This is a genomic window from Rhizobium sullae (assembly GCF_025200715.1).
GTDB classification, from domain to species: domain Bacteria; phylum Pseudomonadota; class Alphaproteobacteria; order Rhizobiales; family Rhizobiaceae; genus Rhizobium; species Rhizobium sullae.
The window spans coordinates 536,932-551,661 of record NZ_CP104143.1 but is presented as its reverse complement, the minus strand read 5'-3'; the positions used below and the strand labels follow the sequence as shown (position 1 = coordinate 551,661).

Genomic DNA, 14,730 nt, shown 5'->3' with positions numbered 1-14,730 from the left:
GTTCATTTCTCCTTTGAAGTTGCGGTTTTTCGTATGCCGGATGATTGGGAAGGCACGGTCCTGGGAGGAAGGGACAGGGAACTGCGCAGTTCCGAGAGAGGGTCCGGACGCGTCGTGAGGTCCAGGCCCGTTTCCACCTCGTCCAGATGTTCGACGGAGAGCTCGGCGGCCCTGACGAAATCGCCGGCTGCCATGGCCTCGAAGATGCGGCAGTGCCCCTCATGGGATTGCACTGCATGAAATTCCGACTGATAGAGCATCGAAATGAGGATCGTGCGGGCAGTGAGATCGCGCAGGATGTCGACAAGGATCGGGTTGCCGCCGAGTTCGGCAATGCAGATATGGAAATCGCCCATGAGGCAGGTGAGACGCTGGCGATCCCCAACGGCCATCGCAGCCTTTTCCTCGTCGAGGTGCGCGGTGAGAACCTTGCGGCCCTCGTCCGTCAGCGCCCGCATGCCGCGCAGCAGGCCGGATTCGATGACGCGCCTCGCCTGGTAGACGGTCATCGCCTCCTCGGCGGACGGCTCGACGACGAACCAGCCCCGGCGCGGGCTTACAGTGACGATGCCGCGCGTTTCCAGCCGCATCATCGCCTCGCGCACGCGGGTTCGCGAAACGCCGAACACGGCTGCAAGCTGGTTCTCGCTCAGCCGCGTACCGGGTCTGATCCGGGCGGAAAGAATGCCCGAAATGATGGCCTCTTCGATGGTGTTCTGCGCGGTCTCAGCTGTATGGCTATCTTGCATACAAGACGGGTAAGCAAGCGATATGCCAATTTCAGAAATGCTTCATCTACAAGGGTTTGCCTGCCCGCCGCAGAAGAAAGTGGCAGCAGTGATGACTATTTAAGCAGTTTTGTGCCCTGAATAATTTGGGAGCGCCGCTATCAACGGCAAGGCGTGAAAAGATAGGCGGCTAGCCGATCTCCAGCAGGAGGGGCCGATGATCCGACACTTCCGGTTCCGCGACCACATCGAATCTCGCAACCGCAACGTCAGGCGTCACCAGCATGTAGTCCGCAAAGCGCCCGTCTTTCGCGTAGTGCGATGTCCTCGTATCCGTGAAGCCGCGGGAGGTGACGAGATCGGTGAGGCCGAGCCCGCCGAGCGCATCGAACATGACGCTTCCGGGTAGCACGTTGAAGTCGCCGCAGACGACGAGGCGCTCGCCCTTACGCCAGATCTGCCGGATCAAACTGACGAGTGCATCGGCCTGTCCCCGGCGCGCGGGCGTATCGCCCTTGCCGGCCAGGTCACGCAGGCCATGCAGTTGGGCGATTGTCACCGGATGGCTGGCCTTATAGTCGAACAGGCGGATGGCATGAGCGTTGCGGGCGCGCGGATGCGGACCATAGCTGTCTGCAAAGAAATCGCCATGCACGAAATCCATGGCATGGCCGATAACCGCAACCGACCTGCGCACGAACGTCGCCAGCCCAAACTCCGAAGGCACGCTGCTCCCGCCATCGAAGAGCTCGCCTTTCGCCGTCGGCGCGAAGAAGACGTCATGCTCCGGAAGAACCGCCTTGATCTCCTCGAGGAGGTTGGCGCGCTGGGGCAGGATGTGGCTGCCGTCGCGATATTCCAGCCAGTCGCTCTTGACAGTGACTGAGCGGGTGACCTCCTGCAGGCAGAGCACGTCCGCCTCGATGGTTCCGAGATAGTCGATCAGCGGCTGATGCAGCTTGCCGCCCCAAGCATTCAGCGAAATGATGCGCAATGTCGCCTCCCCGGATTTCGCCCTACCGTTTCTTGAAGGGCGCCATGGCCATGCGCGCCAGTTCGTCGGCACGCTCGTTTTCCAGATGGCCGGCATGGCCCTTGACCCAGTGGAGCGTCACCTTGTGCTTGTTGCGCGCTTCCTCCAGCGCCTGCCACAGCTCGGCATTCTTCACCGGCTTCTTGTCCGCGGTCTTCCAGCCATTTTTCTTCCAGCCGAAAATCCACTTGGAAATACCGTCCTTGACGTAGGCGCTGTCTGTATAGAGATCGACCTCGCAGGGCGTCTTCAGCGCCGAAAGCGCCGAGATCGCGGCCATCAGCTCCATGCGGTTGTTGGTCGTTTCCGCCTCGCCGCCGGAAAGTTCCTTTTCGATGTCGCCGTAACGCAGGATCGCGCCCCATCCGCCGGGACCGGGATTGCCCGAGCAAGCGCCGTCGGTAAAAATATCGACGTGCTTCATGCCGAAAGCCCGTATTCGGCCGCCGATGCGACTTGCCGGTGGAAGCGCAGCTTGCGCAGATATTCGAGCGGATCCTTCTTGGTGACCATCGCGCCCTCCGGCGTCGTCAGCCAGTCATAAAGGCGGGTCAGGAAGAAGCGAAGCGCGGAGCCGCGGGCGAGCACGGGAAGTGCCGCGAGCTCTGCAGCGCTGAGAGGGCGGATGCTCTGATAACCTTCCAGCATGGCAGTGCCCTTGCTGATGTTATAGGCGCCGTCCTTTTCAAAGCACCAGGCGTTCACGATGATCGAGACGTCGTAAGCGAGCAGATCGTTGCAGGCGAAATAGAAATCGATCAGGCCGGATAGTTCGTCGCCAAGGAAGAAGACGTTGTCAGGAAAGAGATCGGCGTGAATGATGCCCGCCGGAAGATCCTTCGGCCAGCGGGCCGACAGGAAATCGATCTCCCCGCGAATTTCGGCGGACAAGCCCTTTTCGACCTCGTCGGCGCGCGCCTCAGATTTGTCCCAGAGCAGCTTCCAACCCTCCAGAGACAGCGCGTTCGGCCGCTTCAGCTCGAAACTTTCGCCGGCAAGATGCATCTGTGCCAGGGCCTTGCCGACTTCGCGGCAATGTTTTGCTTCGGGCTTTCTCAGCCACATGCCTTCGAGGAAGGATATCAGCGCCGCGGGACGATCCGAAAGCGTGCCGAGCAGCGTGCCGTCCCTGCGCGGCAGCGGCAGCGGGCACGATACGCCGCGGGCGGCAAGATGCTGCATCAGGCCGAGGAAGAACGGTAGGTCGGATTTTTCGACACGCTTTTCATAAAGCGTCAGGATCAGCGGCTTTTTGGTAGTGTGCAGCAGGAAGTTGGAGTTCTCGACGCCTTCCGCGATCCCCTTGTAGGAAAGCAGAGTGCCGGCGTCATACTCCGTCAAAAACCACTTCAAATCATCTTCTGAAATATCGGTATAGACGGCCAAGGCGGACTCTCACATTAAATTTTGTTCTACGGCGGTTTGGGCTCGGAGTATGCGACACCCCCTCTAATCCCCGTTCACAAAGGCCATGTCGGCCGTCGTCAGCTCGATATTACGCAGTTCCCGGTTCACGAGGAAATGCTCGTTTTCCTGCACGGTCTCCGCAAGCTCGACCTTGGCACTAAAGCGCGACCGGAAGGCCTCGATGATCTCGTTGACGATCACTTCCGGTGCCGAAGCGCCGGCAGAAAGGCCGAGCGTCGAAATCGGGCCGATCTCGTTCCAATTGAGTTCAGCAGCGCGCTGCACGAGGATCGATTTCTTTGCCCCCGACCTCAGCGCGACTTCGACGAGGCGCTTGGAGTTGGACGAATTTGGCGCGCCGACGATGATGAAGAGGTCGCAGCCGGGTGCGGCCTGCTTGACGACTTCCTGACGATTGGTCGTGGCATAGCAGATCGAATCGGCCGCCGGTGCGGTCAGGTTCGGGAAACGCTGCTCCAGTCGCGCAATCACGCCGGCCGTGTCATCGACCGACAGCGTCGTCTGGGTGACGTAGCCCAGATTGTCGGGATCGGCGGGCTGATACGCATCGGCATCTTCGACGGTTTCGATCAGCGAGACGGAACCTTCGGGAAGCTGACCCATCGTGCCGATGACTTCCGGATGACCGGCATGGCCGATCAACACGACATGGCGTCCGAGACGGTTATGCCGCATCGCCTGCTTGTGGACCTTGGAAACCAGCGGACAGGTGGCATCAAGATAGAAAAGATTCCGCGCGTTCGCGTCTTCCGGAACGGACTTCGGAACGCCGTGCGCAGAAAAGACGACCGGCTGGGCGCGGTGCTCTTTCGGGATCTCGTCGAGTTCCTCGACGAAGACCGCACCCTTCGCTTCCAGTCCCTCGACGACGTAGCGGTTGTGCACGATCTCGTGGCGGACATAGACCGGCGCGCCGTAGGATTTCAGCGCCAGCACGACGATCTGGATGGCGCGGTCGACGCCGGCGCAGAAGCCGCGCGGACCGCAAAGCCTGATCGTCAAAGGAGGTTTCGCTGCGATGTTCATGTCGTTCCTTTAAGGCTGCCCTCATTCCTGTGCTTGTCACAGGAATCCAGTGCGCCCAAGTCCTTGGGCGCGAAAGACTCATTCACGGTGCAGACGCGCCGTGGCCGGATTCCTGTGACAAGCACAGGAATGAGGGAAAATTGAGCTTCGTGCAGCACCACGGAAGAGACAGTCCCACGTTTACGACTTGAGCGACCTCTAGCCCAATATAGAAAAGAATTGAAGCGATACTATTGCGAAGTCCTGCCGCGCCCGCGGAACCACGAGATCACAACGATCACGACCAGCACCGCCGCCAAGCCATACCAGGTAAAGGCGTATTGCAGGTGGTTGTTCGGCAGGTCGACTTCGGTGACGCCGCCGATCGGCAGGCCCTTCGGGTTGGGCGTCGAATCGGCATCGACGAAGAACGGCACGACGTTCGCCTTGTCGAGGCCGGTGCTTGTCGCCATGACGTCGAGGTCCTTCCAATAGAAGATGTTCTTGGCCACATCGTTTTCCGGCACCACCCAGGAAGGCTTTCCGGGCAGCTTGTTGCGCGCCAGGCCGGCGACGGTCTGCTCGCCGGTCAGTTGGCCCTGCATGCGTTTTTCTGGCTCCTTGTTTTCAAAAGGAACGAAGCCGCGGTTGACGAAGAGATAACGTCCGCCGGCAACCTCAAGCGGCGTGTAGACGTAATAGCCGGTCCGGCCGCGCCAGGTGGCGAAGAAATGACGCTCCTTGTCGTTCACATAGCGGCCGGTTGCCGTTACGGGGCGATATTCGATATCCGCGCCCGAGGCGAGCATCCGCTCGATATCGGCGAGCGGTACCGGAGCCGATGCGCGGCGTTCCGCGATGTCGGCGATCAGGCTCTCCTTCCAATACAGGCGTTCCACCTGCCAGGTACCGAGCGAAATGAGGATGGCGAGCGCGATCAGCACGGCAATGCCGGTGAAGACCGGCAGGCTGCGGCGTGCGGCGACGATCTCAATGTCAGTCACTGGAGATGCGTCCTTCGCGGGCATTATGGCGGAACTGCATGGCGATCAGGATTCCCTTGCACCAACGAAGCGCCACCAGCGAAAGCATGATCGTCAGCGGAGCGAACAGCAGAATGTGCAGCCAGATTGGCGGCGAATAGTTCACCTCCAGCCAGAGCACAGAGCCGATGACGATGACGCCGACGATGAGAATGACGAAGACGGCAGGGCCATCGCCCGAATCGGCAAAGGAATAATCGAGGCCGCAGGCAGCACAGCGCGGTTTCAGCGAGAGCAGGCCGTCAAACAATTTTCCCTGTCCGCAGCGCGGGCAGCAGCCCCGCACGCCGGTCTTTACGGGATCCACTGGGGGGAAATGTGCACTGTCTTCGCTCATCGTCTTCCTTTCGGCCGGGGTCATTTCCGGTCGTGCCTTAACTCTCCCATAAAGTATCCGCAGGACGAATGGAAATAGCTGCGCGATTTCGCCTCAGTGATTCGCGCCAACAGAAGAAGAAAACGGATGAGCAATGATAGCCCTGCCGGCCAGATCGTGATCCTGAACGGCGCGCCGCGCAGCGGCAAGACGACGATCGCGAGAACCATTCAGCAACAGTTCGAAGGACCGTGGATGAACCTCGGCGTCGATGTTTACAATGCCGCGACGCCGGCACGCTACCTGCCGGGCATCGGACTTCGCCCCGGCGGCGAGCGACCCGACCTTGAAGAATTGGTGCCGTTCTTATACGCGGCGCTCTACGAATCCATAGCCATCCATGCCGGGCTTGGGCTCAATGTCGTCGCCGATCTCGGCCATCACGACGCCTATTCGCGGCCGCTCGGAATTCTTACGGATTGCGCCCGGCGGCTTGAAGGCTTCTCGGTTCTCTTCATCGGCGTGCTCTGCCCGCTCGACGTCATCATGAAGCGCCGCGACATCGATGAGCCGGGACGCGAGCATCTTTACGCAAGAGGTAGCGACGAGGTTCCGGTTCCGGATGCCGTGCGGCGCTGGCAGGAAGAAGTGCACCGGCCGGGCATCTACGACCTCGAGGTCGATACGTCGGTGCTGACGCCATACGAATGTGCCGAGGCGATCCGGCAGCAACTCGATCTCGGCATTCCGGAGCCATCGGCCTTCGAGCGGATCGCTGCTGCAAGGTAGTCCATAGAAAAAGGCGGGCATCGGTTGGCGCCCGCCTTTTTTGATTTTCTTTGCGTTTGTCAGCCGGCGACAGGTGCGCCCCAGCCGCCCCAGACATAGATGGAGAAGAACAGAAACAGCCAGACGACGTCAACGAAGTGCCAGTACCAGGCGGCCGCTTCGAAGCCGAAGTGCTGCTTCGGCGTAAAGTCGCCGCGGATCGCGCGGATGAGGCAGACTGTCAGGAAAATCGTACCGATCAGCACATGGAAACCGTGGAAGCCGGTCGCCATGAAGAAGGTCGCGCCGTAGATCGAGTTCTTGAAGTCGAACGGAGCGTGAGCATATTCGTAGCCCTGGACGCTGGAGAACAGGATGCCGAGAAGGACGGTGAGCGTCAGACCCTGCACCAGCCCCTTGCGGTCGTTATGCAAGAGCGCATGGTGCGCCCAGGTGACCGTCGTGCCGGACAAAAGCAGGATTACGGTGTTGTAGATCGGCAGGTGCCAAGGATCGAGAACCTCGACGCCTTTCGGCGGCCACTGGCCACCTGTGTATGCAAGGCGCGACGCCTGGATCGCTTCGTTCGCAAAGAGGCTCGCGTCGAAATAGGCCCAGAACCAGGCAAGGAAGAACATCACTTCCGAAGCGATGAACATGATCATGCCGTAGCGCAGGTGCAGCGAGACGACGCGGGTATGGGCGCCCTCATGGGCCTCCTTCACCGTATCGGACCACCAGCCGTACATGACGTAGAGGATCAGCGCGAGGCCGATGTAGAACAGCCAGGGCTGGGCCCATTCGATGCCGAAGAGATGCAGCGAACCGCCATTCAGGTAGCGCATATAGCCGACGCCGCCGAAAGTGACGATAAAGGCGCCAAGCGACGCCAGAATCGGCCAAGGGCTTGGGTCGATGATGTGGTAGTCGTGATTTTTCTGATGCGCATCGGCCATGTCAGATCCCCGGATGTCTTCCTTCGCTTCGCCTCCGGCATAGCCGGAAACGATCCTCAATCAAAGTTTCTTTTCAACCTTCTGCGCCCCACCCTCGTTCAAAGCCACGGGCTTCGGTCCCTCTTTCGGGTAGAACGTATATGACAGCGTAATCGTGTGGATGTCTTTCGACTCGACGGCCTTTGTAATATCCGGATCGATATAGAACACCACTGGCATTTCAAGCTTCTCGCCCGGCTTCAGGTCCGTTTCGTTGAAGCAGAAGCACTGGATCTTGTTGAAATAGGCGCCCGCCTCGCCCGGCGTCACGTTGAAGACCGCCTGTCCGCGTTGCGTCTCGTTCGACTTGTTTTCCGCGACGAAATTGACCTGAATGGTCTCGCCGATGCGCGGATTGACCTCGCGCTGCACCGGCTTGAAGTCCCAGTACAGGCCCGACGCCACATTAGCGTCGAAGGTGACGCGCATTTTCCGGTCGAGGATGACGCTTGACGCCTGCTCGACGCGCTGCGTCGTGCCGTTATAGCCGGTCATCTGGCAGAAGATGCGGTAGAGCGGAACCGCGGCATAGCTCATCGCCGTCATGCCGACAACGAAGCTCAGGCACATGAACACGACGGCGCCGTTGTTGCGGCCCCGCTTCTTCGGTGCGTTTGCGGTGTCGCTCATCGGTTCAACCTCCGTGCCCGGTGAACTTCACGATGGTGATGGCGTAAAAGAGCACGCAGAGGCCCGCAAGCGCGAGGCCGAGGGCGACGTTCCGGTTGCGGCGCGACTTGCGCTGCGCGTCCGTGAGCTTGACGGTTTCCATCAGAACAAACCTCCTGCACGGGAGACCAGCATGGAAGCGAGCCGGTCTATCAACAGGGCAGAAAAGATGGCGAAGAGATAAAAGATCGAGAAAGCAAAGAGCTTCTTCGCCGGGATCATCTTGAGATCGCCATCCGGCATACGCCAGACGGCGATGGAACAGTATATGAAGACCGCGCCGAGCGCCGCTGCGACGAGGCCGTATCCGACGCTCGCAAAGCCGAGGAAGGACGGAACCACGCCGCACATGGCCGTCAATACGGCATAGGCGACGATCTGGTGCTTGGTAACGCGCTCGCCGGAGACGTTCGGCAGCATCGGCACACCGACGGCCTCATAATCGCGCATCTTGAACAGGGCAAGCGCCCAGAAATGCGCCGGCGTCCAGAGGAAGATGATGAGAAACAGGACGGTGCTTTCGATCGTCACCGAATTCGTCACGCAGGCCCAGCCGATCATCGGCGGGAAGGCGCCGGCGGCACCGCCGATGACGATGTTCTGCGGCGTCAAGCGCTTCAGCCACATCGTGTAGATGACGACGTAGAAGAAGATCGTGAAGGCGAGGATCGAGGCCGAGAGCCAGTTGACGGCAAGGCCGAGGATGACCACCGAAAAACAGGAGAGGATCAGGCCGAAGGCCAGTGCTTCCTTCGGCGTGATGCGTCCTGCCGGAATTGGCCGGCGGGCGGTGCGGGTCATGATGGCGTCGATATCGGCATCATACCACATGTTGAGCGCACCCGAGGCGCCTGCGCCGATCGCTATGCAGAGGATCGAAATCAGGCCGAGGACGGGATTGATGTGGCCAGGTGCCAGCACCAGGCCGGCAAAAGCCGTGAAGACCACGAGTGACATCACGCGCGGCTTCAGAAGCTCGAAATAATCGCGCGCACTGGCTTCCGACAGGAGATGTTCGCCGTCGTTCACAAGTACCTCGTGATTGTTTATGACCCTCATTCTTCCGTCCTGCATTCTTCAAGGCCGGACGCCGCATTTGCAAGCGGCGCCCGGAATATCAGCATCTTACTTGATGCGCGGGAGCTGTTCCCACTGGTGATACGGCGGCGGCGAAGGCAGCTGCCATTCGAGCGTCGTGGCACCTTCGCCCCACGGATTGTCGCCGGCGAGGCGCTTCCTGGCGAAGGCTTCGAAGACGCCGAAGAGGAAGATCACTACGCCGAAAGCCGAGATGTAGGAGCCGATCGAGGAAACATAGTTCCAGCCGGCAAATGCATCAGGATAGTCGATGTAGCGGCGCGGCATACCGGCAAGTCCGAGGAAGTGCTGCGGGAAAAACACCAGGTTAACGCCGATGAACATGATCCAGAAGTGCAGCTTGCCGACGAACTCGTTGTACATGTAGCCGGTCATCTTCGGGAACCAGTAGTACCAGCCGGCGAAGATGGCGAAGACGGCGCCGAGCGACAGAACATAGTGGAAGTGAGCCACGACATAATAGGTGTCATGCAGCGAGCGGTCGAGACCGGCATTTGCCAGCTGGACGCCGGTAACGCCACCGACCGTGAACAGAAAGATGAAGCCGATCGCCCAGATCATCGGCGTGCTGAAGGTGATCGAGCCGCCCCACATCGTCGCGATCCAGGAGAAGATCTTCACGCCCGTCGGAACGGCGATGACCATGGTTGCGAAGACGAAGTAGCGCTGCGCATCGAGCGACAGGCCGACCGTGTACATGTGGTGAGCCCAGACGACGAAGCCGACGGCACCGATCGCGACCATGGCGTAGGCCATGCCGAGGTAGCCGAAGACCGGCTTGCGCGAGAAAGTCGAGATGATGTGGCTGACCATCCCGAAGCCCGGCAGGATCAGGATGTAGACTTCCGGGTGACCGAAGAACCAGAACAGATGCTGGTAGAGGATCGGATCGCCGCCGCCTTCCGGTGCAAAGAAGGTCGTGCCGAAGTTACGGTCGGTAAGCAGCATCGTGATGCCGCCTGCCAGAACCGGCAGCGACAGCAAGAGCAGGAAGGCGGTGATCAGGACGGACCAGGCAAAGAGCGGCATTTTGTGCAGCGTCATGCCCGGCGCGCGCATGTTCAGGATCGTGGTGATGAAGTTGATTGCACCCAGGATCGACGAAGCGCCGGCCACATGCAACGCGAAGATCGCCAGATCGACCGCGGGGCCTGGTGTACCGGAGGTCGCAAGCGGCGGATACATCGTCCAGCCGCCGCCCGCGCCGTAGGCGCCTGCCGGTCCCTCGACGAACATCGACAGGACGAGCAGCAGGAAGGCCGGAACGATCAGCCAGAAGGAGATGTTATTCAGGCGCGGGAATGCCATATCCGGCGCGCCGATCATGATCGGCACCATCCAGTTGGCAAAACCGCCGATCATTGCGGGCATGACCATGAAGAAGATCATGATCAGCGCATGCGCGGTCGTGAACATGTTGAACATCTGCTTGGCGCCGTCGATAGCAGCATCGCCTTCGTAGCCGTAAACCATGGAAGCCAGGCCGTGGAAGATCTGGATGCCCGGCTCCTGCAACTCCATGCGCATAGCAACGGAGAGCGCGCCGCCGATGATGCCGGCGACAATCGCGAAGATCAGGTAGAGCGTGCCGATGTCCTTGTGGTTCGTCGAGAAGAACCAACGGTTGACGAAGCTCGGCTTGTGCGAGTGGTCGTGATGATCGTCATGCGCATTCGCGTCATGCGAGTGATCATGAGAGTGATCGTGAGCGGAAGGTCCAGCCATTGTCCCGAGCCCCTTCTATTACTGAACGTTTTCGGCGACGTCGACGGTCTTTGCCTGACCGTCGGTGGCAGCCATGAGAGCCTTGTAGGCTCCGGGAAGATCAGAAGCGGCAGCCGTCAGCCACTGCTTGTACTTGTCTTCGGAGACGACGCGGATCGCGATCGGCATGAACGCATGGTCCTTACCGCAAAGCTCGGAACACTGGCCATAGAACAGGCCTTCGCGCTCCGTCTTGAACCAGGTTTCGTTCAAACGCCCGGGAACGGCGTCGATCTTGATGCCGAAGGACGGCATGGCGAAGGCGTGAATGACGTCGGTCGGCGCGGCGGTCACGAGAACACGGACCGTCTTGTTGACCGGCAGCACGACTTCGTTGTCGACGGCAAGCAGGCGCGGATAGGTAGCGAGGTCGACCTTGCCGGCGGCCGCGCGATCCGGATCCTTGAGCAGATAGGAATCGAAAGTGAGAGGCGTCTCGCCCGTGCCCGCGTATTCATAATTCCACTGCCACTGGGTGGCCGTCGCCTTCAACGTGACATCCGGGTTTTCCGGCAGGGTGAGCTGCGCCGTCAAAAGGTTGAACGACGGAACAGCGAGGAAGAGGAGAATGAGAACTGGCCCGACGGTCCAGATGACTTCGATGATCGTGTTATGGCTCGTCTTCGATGGCACCGGATTTGCGCTGGCACCGAACTTGAAACACACGACGATCAGCAGCACGAGAACGAAAAGCGTGATCGGAACGATGAACCACAGCGTATATTGTTCGAACCAGCGGATTTCCCGCATGATCGGCGTCGCCGCCGGCTGCAGAGTTGCCTGCCACGGCAGCGGCTGATCGGCAAAACTGCCGGAAGCAAAAAGCAGACAGACCAGCGCGGTCAGTGCTGCATAAGCCTTCTTCATCACTTTAGTATCTCCCTCGAGCGCTTGATCTGCCACAAATCGAACGCAGAACCCTTGCCATCTTCAGCGCTTCAAACCACAGTTTGCCATCTACCGCAACAGGCCAGAGCGATTGTCTATGCGGCATTTTTGCCCAAAGTCAAATTCCGCAGCCAGGGCAAAACATTGCTGAAGATTTTCATGGTCATACGAAAAAGACCGGCCGGGGCCAATACGCCATTTCGACATTCTCGGCGAAAGGTCCTATTTCTGCCGTAGTCCCCCGGTTTTGACGGGGCGGGGCTTTTCATTTCCGATGGCGGCCTCCAACAATAGCGGCACTGATTCGAATTCCAGAGGTTTCCATGGGTTTCCGTTCCCTCGCGCGGTCGCTTATTCTGACCAGCAGCATCGCAGCCGCGGCGACAATCCCCGTATTTGCCCAGCAGCAGCCTGCACCGAAGCCGCCCGCGCAACAACCGGCACCGGCACCGGCCCAGCAACCGGCACCGGCCCGGCCGGCTCCGCCGCAGCAGGCAGCGCCCGGACAAAGCCAGCCGCAGGCTCCCGGAACCGTGAAGTCGAACCACGGCGCCTGGTCCGTCGTCTGCGACAAGCCGGCCGGCGCTTCGGCCGAGCAATGCGCGCTGATGCAGAACGTGATTGCCGAAGACCGGCCGGAAGTCGGCCTCTCGGTCGTCGTGCTGAAGACCGCCGACCGCAAGTCGAAGATCCTCCGCGTTCTGGCGCCGCTCGGCGTGCTGCTGCCGAACGGCCTCGGCCTCAATGTCGACGGCAAGGACATCGGCCGCGCCTATTTCGTGCGCTGCTTTGCCGACGGCTGCTACGCCGAAGTCGTGCTCGAGGACGAGCTGCTGAAGACATTCCGCAGCGGCACCAGCGCGACTTTCATCGTCTTCCAGACACCGGAAGAAGGCATCGGCATTCCCGTCGACCTCAAGGGCTTTGCCGAAGGCTACGACGTCCTGCCCTGATAAGGGCTTGCTCGAACAGCCCTGCGGACCTACATCGGCTTGGAAGCGTTTCTGCTTCGAAGCGGAGAATATGATCATGAATACCGACCTGCTGACGCTGTTCGACGCCGACGAAGCGACAATGCGCAAGCATGTTGCCGAGGCGCTTTCCGGCTCCGATGACGGCGAGCTGTTCATCGAGCATGCGCAGGCGGAATCGCTGATGTTCGACAACGGCCGCCTCAAGGGCGGTAGCTTCAACACCGAGCAGGGTTTCGGCCTTCGCGCGGTTGCCGGCGAGGCCGTCGGCTACGCCCATGCGGGCGATCTTTCGGTCGCGGCGCTGAAGCGCGCCGGTGAGGCTGTCGGCGCGGTCACGAAAGGTTATTCCGGAAGCTATGCCGCCGCACCCCAACGCACGAACAAGAAATTCTATGGCGACGAGAACCCGATCGGCTCGCCGACCTTCGAAGAGAAGGTCAAGGTGCTGACCGATATCGACGCCTATCTGCGCGGCAAGGACGACAAGGTGCGCCAGGTGACGGCATCGGTCGCTGCGAGCTGGCAGGTTGTCGATATCCTTCGTGCCGACGGCCATCGCGTTCGCGACATCCGCCCGATGACGCGCATCAACATCTCCGTCATCGTCGGCGAAGGCGACCGGCAGGAGTCGGGCTCCTATGGCAGCGGCGGGCGCGTCGGCTTCGGCGATTTCATTGCCGAGGGAAGCTGGCGGTACGGCGCAGACGAGGCGCTGCGCCAGGCGCTCGTCAATCTCGAGGCGATCGAAGCCCCGGCGGGCACGATGGATGTCGTGCTCGGCTCCGGCTGGCCAGGCGTCATGCTGCACGAAGCAGTCGGCCACGGTCTCGAAGGTGATTTCAACCGCAAGAAAACGTCTGCCTTCGCCGGGCTGCTTGGCCAAATGGTCGCCGCACCAGGCGTGACCGTCGTCGACGACGGCACGATCGACAGCCGCCGCGGCTCGATCACCATCGACGACGAGGGTACGCCGTCCGGCTACAATGTACTCATCGAGAATGGCAAGCTCGTCGGCTACATGCAGGACCGGCAGAACGCCCGGCTGATGGGCATGCAGCCGACCGGCAACGGGCGCCGCCAGGGCTATGCCCATGTGCCGATGCCGCGCATGACCAATACCTACATGCTCGGCGGTGACAAGACGCCGGAAGAGATCATCGCCTCGGTCAAAAAGGGCGTCTATGCCGTCTCCTTCGGCGGCGGCCAGGTGGACATCACGTCCGGCAAGTTCGTCTTCGGCTGCACCGAAGCGTACCTGATCGAAAACGGCAGGATCGGCGCACCGATCAAGGGCGCGATGCTGATCGGCAACGGCCCGGATGCCATGAAGCGCGTCTCGATGATCGGCAACGACATGAAGCTCGACACCGGCATCGGCAATTGCGGCAAGGCCGGGCAATGGGTTCCGGTCGGCGTCGGACAGCCGCATCTGCGCATGGACCAGGTGACCGTCGGCGGCACGAAGGCCTAACGATCCGGAGGTGGCGATGAGCGAGATCGAGATCAGACCCTTCGCCGCCCCTGATATCGATGCCGTGTTTTCGGTCATTCTGCCGATCCAGCGTGACGAATTCGGCTTCGCGATCACCGCTGACGACCAGCCGGACCTGCAGGTCATCCCGGATTTCTACCAGTCCGGCAAAGGCCAGTTCTGGGTCGCGGAGCTTGACGGCGTCATCGTCGGCACAGTCGGCCTCAAGGACATCGGCAACAACCGGGCAGCGCTCCGCAAGATGTTCGTCGCCGCACCCGTGCGCGGCCCCGGGCATGGCGTTGCCGCAAAGCTGCTCGACACGCTCCTTGCCCATGCCAAAGCGCACGGCATCCGAGACATCTTCCTCGGCACGACCGATAGGTTCCTGGCCGCGCATCGCTTCTACGAGAAAAACGGATTCACCGAGATTAAGCGCGGCGACCTCCCCCGCTCCTTCCCGCTGATGGCCGTGGACAACAAGTTCTATCGGCGGGCTGTGGGTTAGGTTCGCTTCTTTTTCAAGCATGGTGACAATCTATCGCTCAGA

Annotated in this window: 17 protein-coding genes; 4 read left to right on the top strand and 13 right to left on the bottom strand. The window is 60.6% G+C overall.

All coding sequences use genetic code 11. From position 1 onward, the window contains the following. Positions 1-2 precede the first annotated feature (2 nt). The 7 genes from N2599_RS02710 to N2599_RS02680 all read right to left on the bottom strand — a co-directional run bounded on the left by N2599_RS02710 (position 3) and on the right by N2599_RS02680 (position 5,574). Entirely contained in the window at positions 3-749 is a 747-nt protein-coding gene (locus N2599_RS02710) for a GntR family transcriptional regulator (RefSeq protein WP_084606365.1), read from the bottom strand. 169 nt (positions 750-918) lie between these two features. After that, positions 919-1,722, bottom strand: a complete 804-nt coding sequence (locus tag N2599_RS02705; protein ID WP_027507705.1) for an endonuclease/exonuclease/phosphatase family protein — start codon at positions 1,720-1,722, stop codon at positions 919-921. 22 nt (positions 1,723-1,744) lie between these two features. Beyond that, positions 1,745-2,185: a ribonuclease HI gene (gene rnhA, locus N2599_RS02700; RefSeq protein ID WP_027507706.1), complete on the bottom strand. Its 441-nt coding sequence runs from the start codon at positions 2,183-2,185 to the stop codon at positions 1,745-1,747. Continuing rightward, positions 2,182-3,147, bottom strand: a complete 966-nt coding sequence (locus N2599_RS02695; protein ID WP_027507707.1) for a homoserine kinase — start codon at positions 3,145-3,147, stop codon at positions 2,182-2,184. Before N2599_RS02695 ends, rnhA begins: the two co-directional genes overlap by 4 nt. Before the next feature lie 63 nt (positions 3,148-3,210). After that, entirely contained in the window at positions 3,211-4,215 is a 1,005-nt protein-coding gene (gene ispH / locus N2599_RS02690) for a 4-hydroxy-3-methylbut-2-enyl diphosphate reductase (protein ID WP_027507708.1), read from the bottom strand. 230 nt (positions 4,216-4,445) lie between these two features. Then, positions 4,446-5,198 carry an SURF1 family protein gene (locus N2599_RS02685; RefSeq protein WP_027507709.1) on the bottom strand — a complete coding sequence of 251 codons (753 nt, stop codon included), beginning with the start codon at positions 5,196-5,198 and terminating at the stop codon, positions 4,446-4,448. Further along, positions 5,191-5,574 (bottom strand): DUF983 domain-containing protein, encoded by a 384-nt coding sequence (locus tag N2599_RS02680; protein WP_027507710.1) that lies wholly within the window; start codon positions 5,572-5,574, stop codon positions 5,191-5,193. The genes N2599_RS02685 and N2599_RS02680 overlap by 8 nt, the downstream gene beginning before the upstream one ends. A 126-nt stretch (positions 5,575-5,700) precedes the next feature. Here N2599_RS02680 and N2599_RS02675 point away from each other — a divergent pair, with 126 nt between their 5' ends. Continuing rightward, the gene (locus tag N2599_RS02675; protein ID WP_027507711.1) at positions 5,701-6,342 is read left to right on the top strand and encodes a chloramphenicol phosphotransferase CPT family protein; all 642 of its coding nucleotides are present in this window, start codon (positions 5,701-5,703) and stop codon (positions 6,340-6,342) included. 59 nt (positions 6,343-6,401) lie between these two features. Here the strand turns inward: N2599_RS02675 and N2599_RS02670 are convergent, their stop codons facing one another. The 6 genes from N2599_RS02670 to coxB form a co-directional block, all read right to left on the bottom strand. Continuing rightward, on the bottom strand, positions 6,402-7,277 hold the full coding sequence (locus tag N2599_RS02670) for a cytochrome c oxidase subunit 3 (RefSeq protein ID WP_027507712.1): 876 nt from the start codon (positions 7,275-7,277) through the stop codon (positions 6,402-6,404). A gap of 60 nt (positions 7,278-7,337) precedes the next feature. Further along, positions 7,338-7,946 carry a cytochrome c oxidase assembly protein gene (locus tag N2599_RS02665; protein WP_027507713.1) on the bottom strand — a complete coding sequence of 203 codons (609 nt, stop codon included), beginning with the start codon at positions 7,944-7,946 and terminating at the stop codon, positions 7,338-7,340. 4 nt (positions 7,947-7,950) lie between these two features. Further along, on the bottom strand, positions 7,951-8,088 hold the full coding sequence (locus tag N2599_RS02660; RefSeq protein WP_027507714.1) for a cytochrome c oxidase system small membrane protein: 138 nt from the start codon (positions 8,086-8,088) through the stop codon (positions 7,951-7,953). Beyond that, the gene (locus tag N2599_RS02655; protein WP_027507715.1) at positions 8,088-9,044 is read right to left on the bottom strand and encodes a heme o synthase; all 957 of its coding nucleotides are present in this window, start codon (positions 9,042-9,044) and stop codon (positions 8,088-8,090) included. Before N2599_RS02655 ends, N2599_RS02660 begins: the two co-directional genes overlap by 1 nt. Positions 9,045-9,110: 66 nt before the next feature. Next, positions 9,111-10,808, bottom strand: a complete 1,698-nt coding sequence (gene ctaD / locus N2599_RS02650) for a cytochrome c oxidase subunit I (protein ID WP_027507716.1) — start codon at positions 10,806-10,808, stop codon at positions 9,111-9,113. Positions 10,809-10,826: 18 nt separating this feature from the next. Next, a complete protein-coding gene (coxB, locus tag N2599_RS02645; RefSeq protein ID WP_037140679.1) occupies positions 10,827-11,714 on the bottom strand; it encodes a cytochrome c oxidase subunit II in 888 nt (295 codons plus the stop codon). A gap of 320 nt (positions 11,715-12,034) precedes the next feature. Here coxB and N2599_RS02640 point away from each other — a divergent pair, with 320 nt between their 5' ends. From N2599_RS02640 to N2599_RS02630, 3 genes are all read left to right on the top strand, one after another. Next, the gene (locus tag N2599_RS02640; protein ID WP_027507718.1) at positions 12,035-12,688 is read left to right on the top strand and encodes an invasion associated locus B family protein; all 654 of its coding nucleotides are present in this window, start codon (positions 12,035-12,037) and stop codon (positions 12,686-12,688) included. Positions 12,689-12,764: 76 nt separating this feature from the next. Next, positions 12,765-14,180 carry a metalloprotease TldD gene (tldD, locus tag N2599_RS02635; RefSeq protein ID WP_027507719.1) on the top strand — a complete coding sequence of 472 codons (1,416 nt, stop codon included), beginning with the start codon at positions 12,765-12,767 and terminating at the stop codon, positions 14,178-14,180. A gap of 16 nt (positions 14,181-14,196) precedes the next feature. Further along, entirely contained in the window at positions 14,197-14,688 is a 492-nt protein-coding gene (locus N2599_RS02630) for a GNAT family N-acetyltransferase (protein WP_027507720.1), read from the top strand. Positions 14,689-14,730 lie beyond the last annotated feature (42 nt).

Coding starts and splice junctions, on each gene's coding strand:
- N2599_RS02630 (WP_027507720.1), top strand. CDS start 14,197: ATGAGCGAGATCGAGATCAGACCCTTCGCCGCCCCTGATATCGATGCC.
- tldD (WP_027507719.1), top strand. CDS start 12,765: ATGAATACCGACCTGCTGACGCTGTTCGACGCCGACGAAGCGACAATG.
- coxB (WP_037140679.1), bottom strand. CDS start 11,714: ATGAAGAAGGCTTATGCAGCACTGACCGCGCTGGTCTGTCTGCTTTTT.
- ctaD (WP_027507716.1), bottom strand. CDS start 10,808: ATGGCTGGACCTTCCGCTCACGATCACTCTCATGATCACTCGCATGAC.
- N2599_RS02660 (WP_027507714.1), bottom strand. CDS start 8,088: ATGGAAACCGTCAAGCTCACGGACGCGCAGCGCAAGTCGCGCCGCAAC.
- ispH (WP_027507708.1), bottom strand. CDS start 4,215: ATGAACATCGCAGCGAAACCTCCTTTGACGATCAGGCTTTGCGGTCCG.
- rnhA (WP_027507706.1), bottom strand. CDS start 2,185: ATGAAGCACGTCGATATTTTTACCGACGGCGCTTGCTCGGGCAATCCC.
- N2599_RS02710 (WP_084606365.1), bottom strand. CDS start 749: ATGCAAGATAGCCATACAGCTGAGACCGCGCAGAACACCATCGAAGAG.
- N2599_RS02665 (WP_027507713.1), bottom strand. CDS start 7,946: ATGAGCGACACCGCAAACGCACCGAAGAAGCGGGGCCGCAACAACGGC.
- N2599_RS02670 (WP_027507712.1), bottom strand. CDS start 7,277: ATGGCCGATGCGCATCAGAAAAATCACGACTACCACATCATCGACCCA.
- N2599_RS02680 (WP_027507710.1), bottom strand. CDS start 5,574: ATGAGCGAAGACAGTGCACATTTCCCCCCAGTGGATCCCGTAAAGACC.
- N2599_RS02655 (WP_027507715.1), bottom strand. CDS start 9,044: ATGAGGGTCATAAACAATCACGAGGTACTTGTGAACGACGGCGAACAT.
- N2599_RS02675 (WP_027507711.1), top strand. CDS start 5,701: ATGAGCAATGATAGCCCTGCCGGCCAGATCGTGATCCTGAACGGCGCG.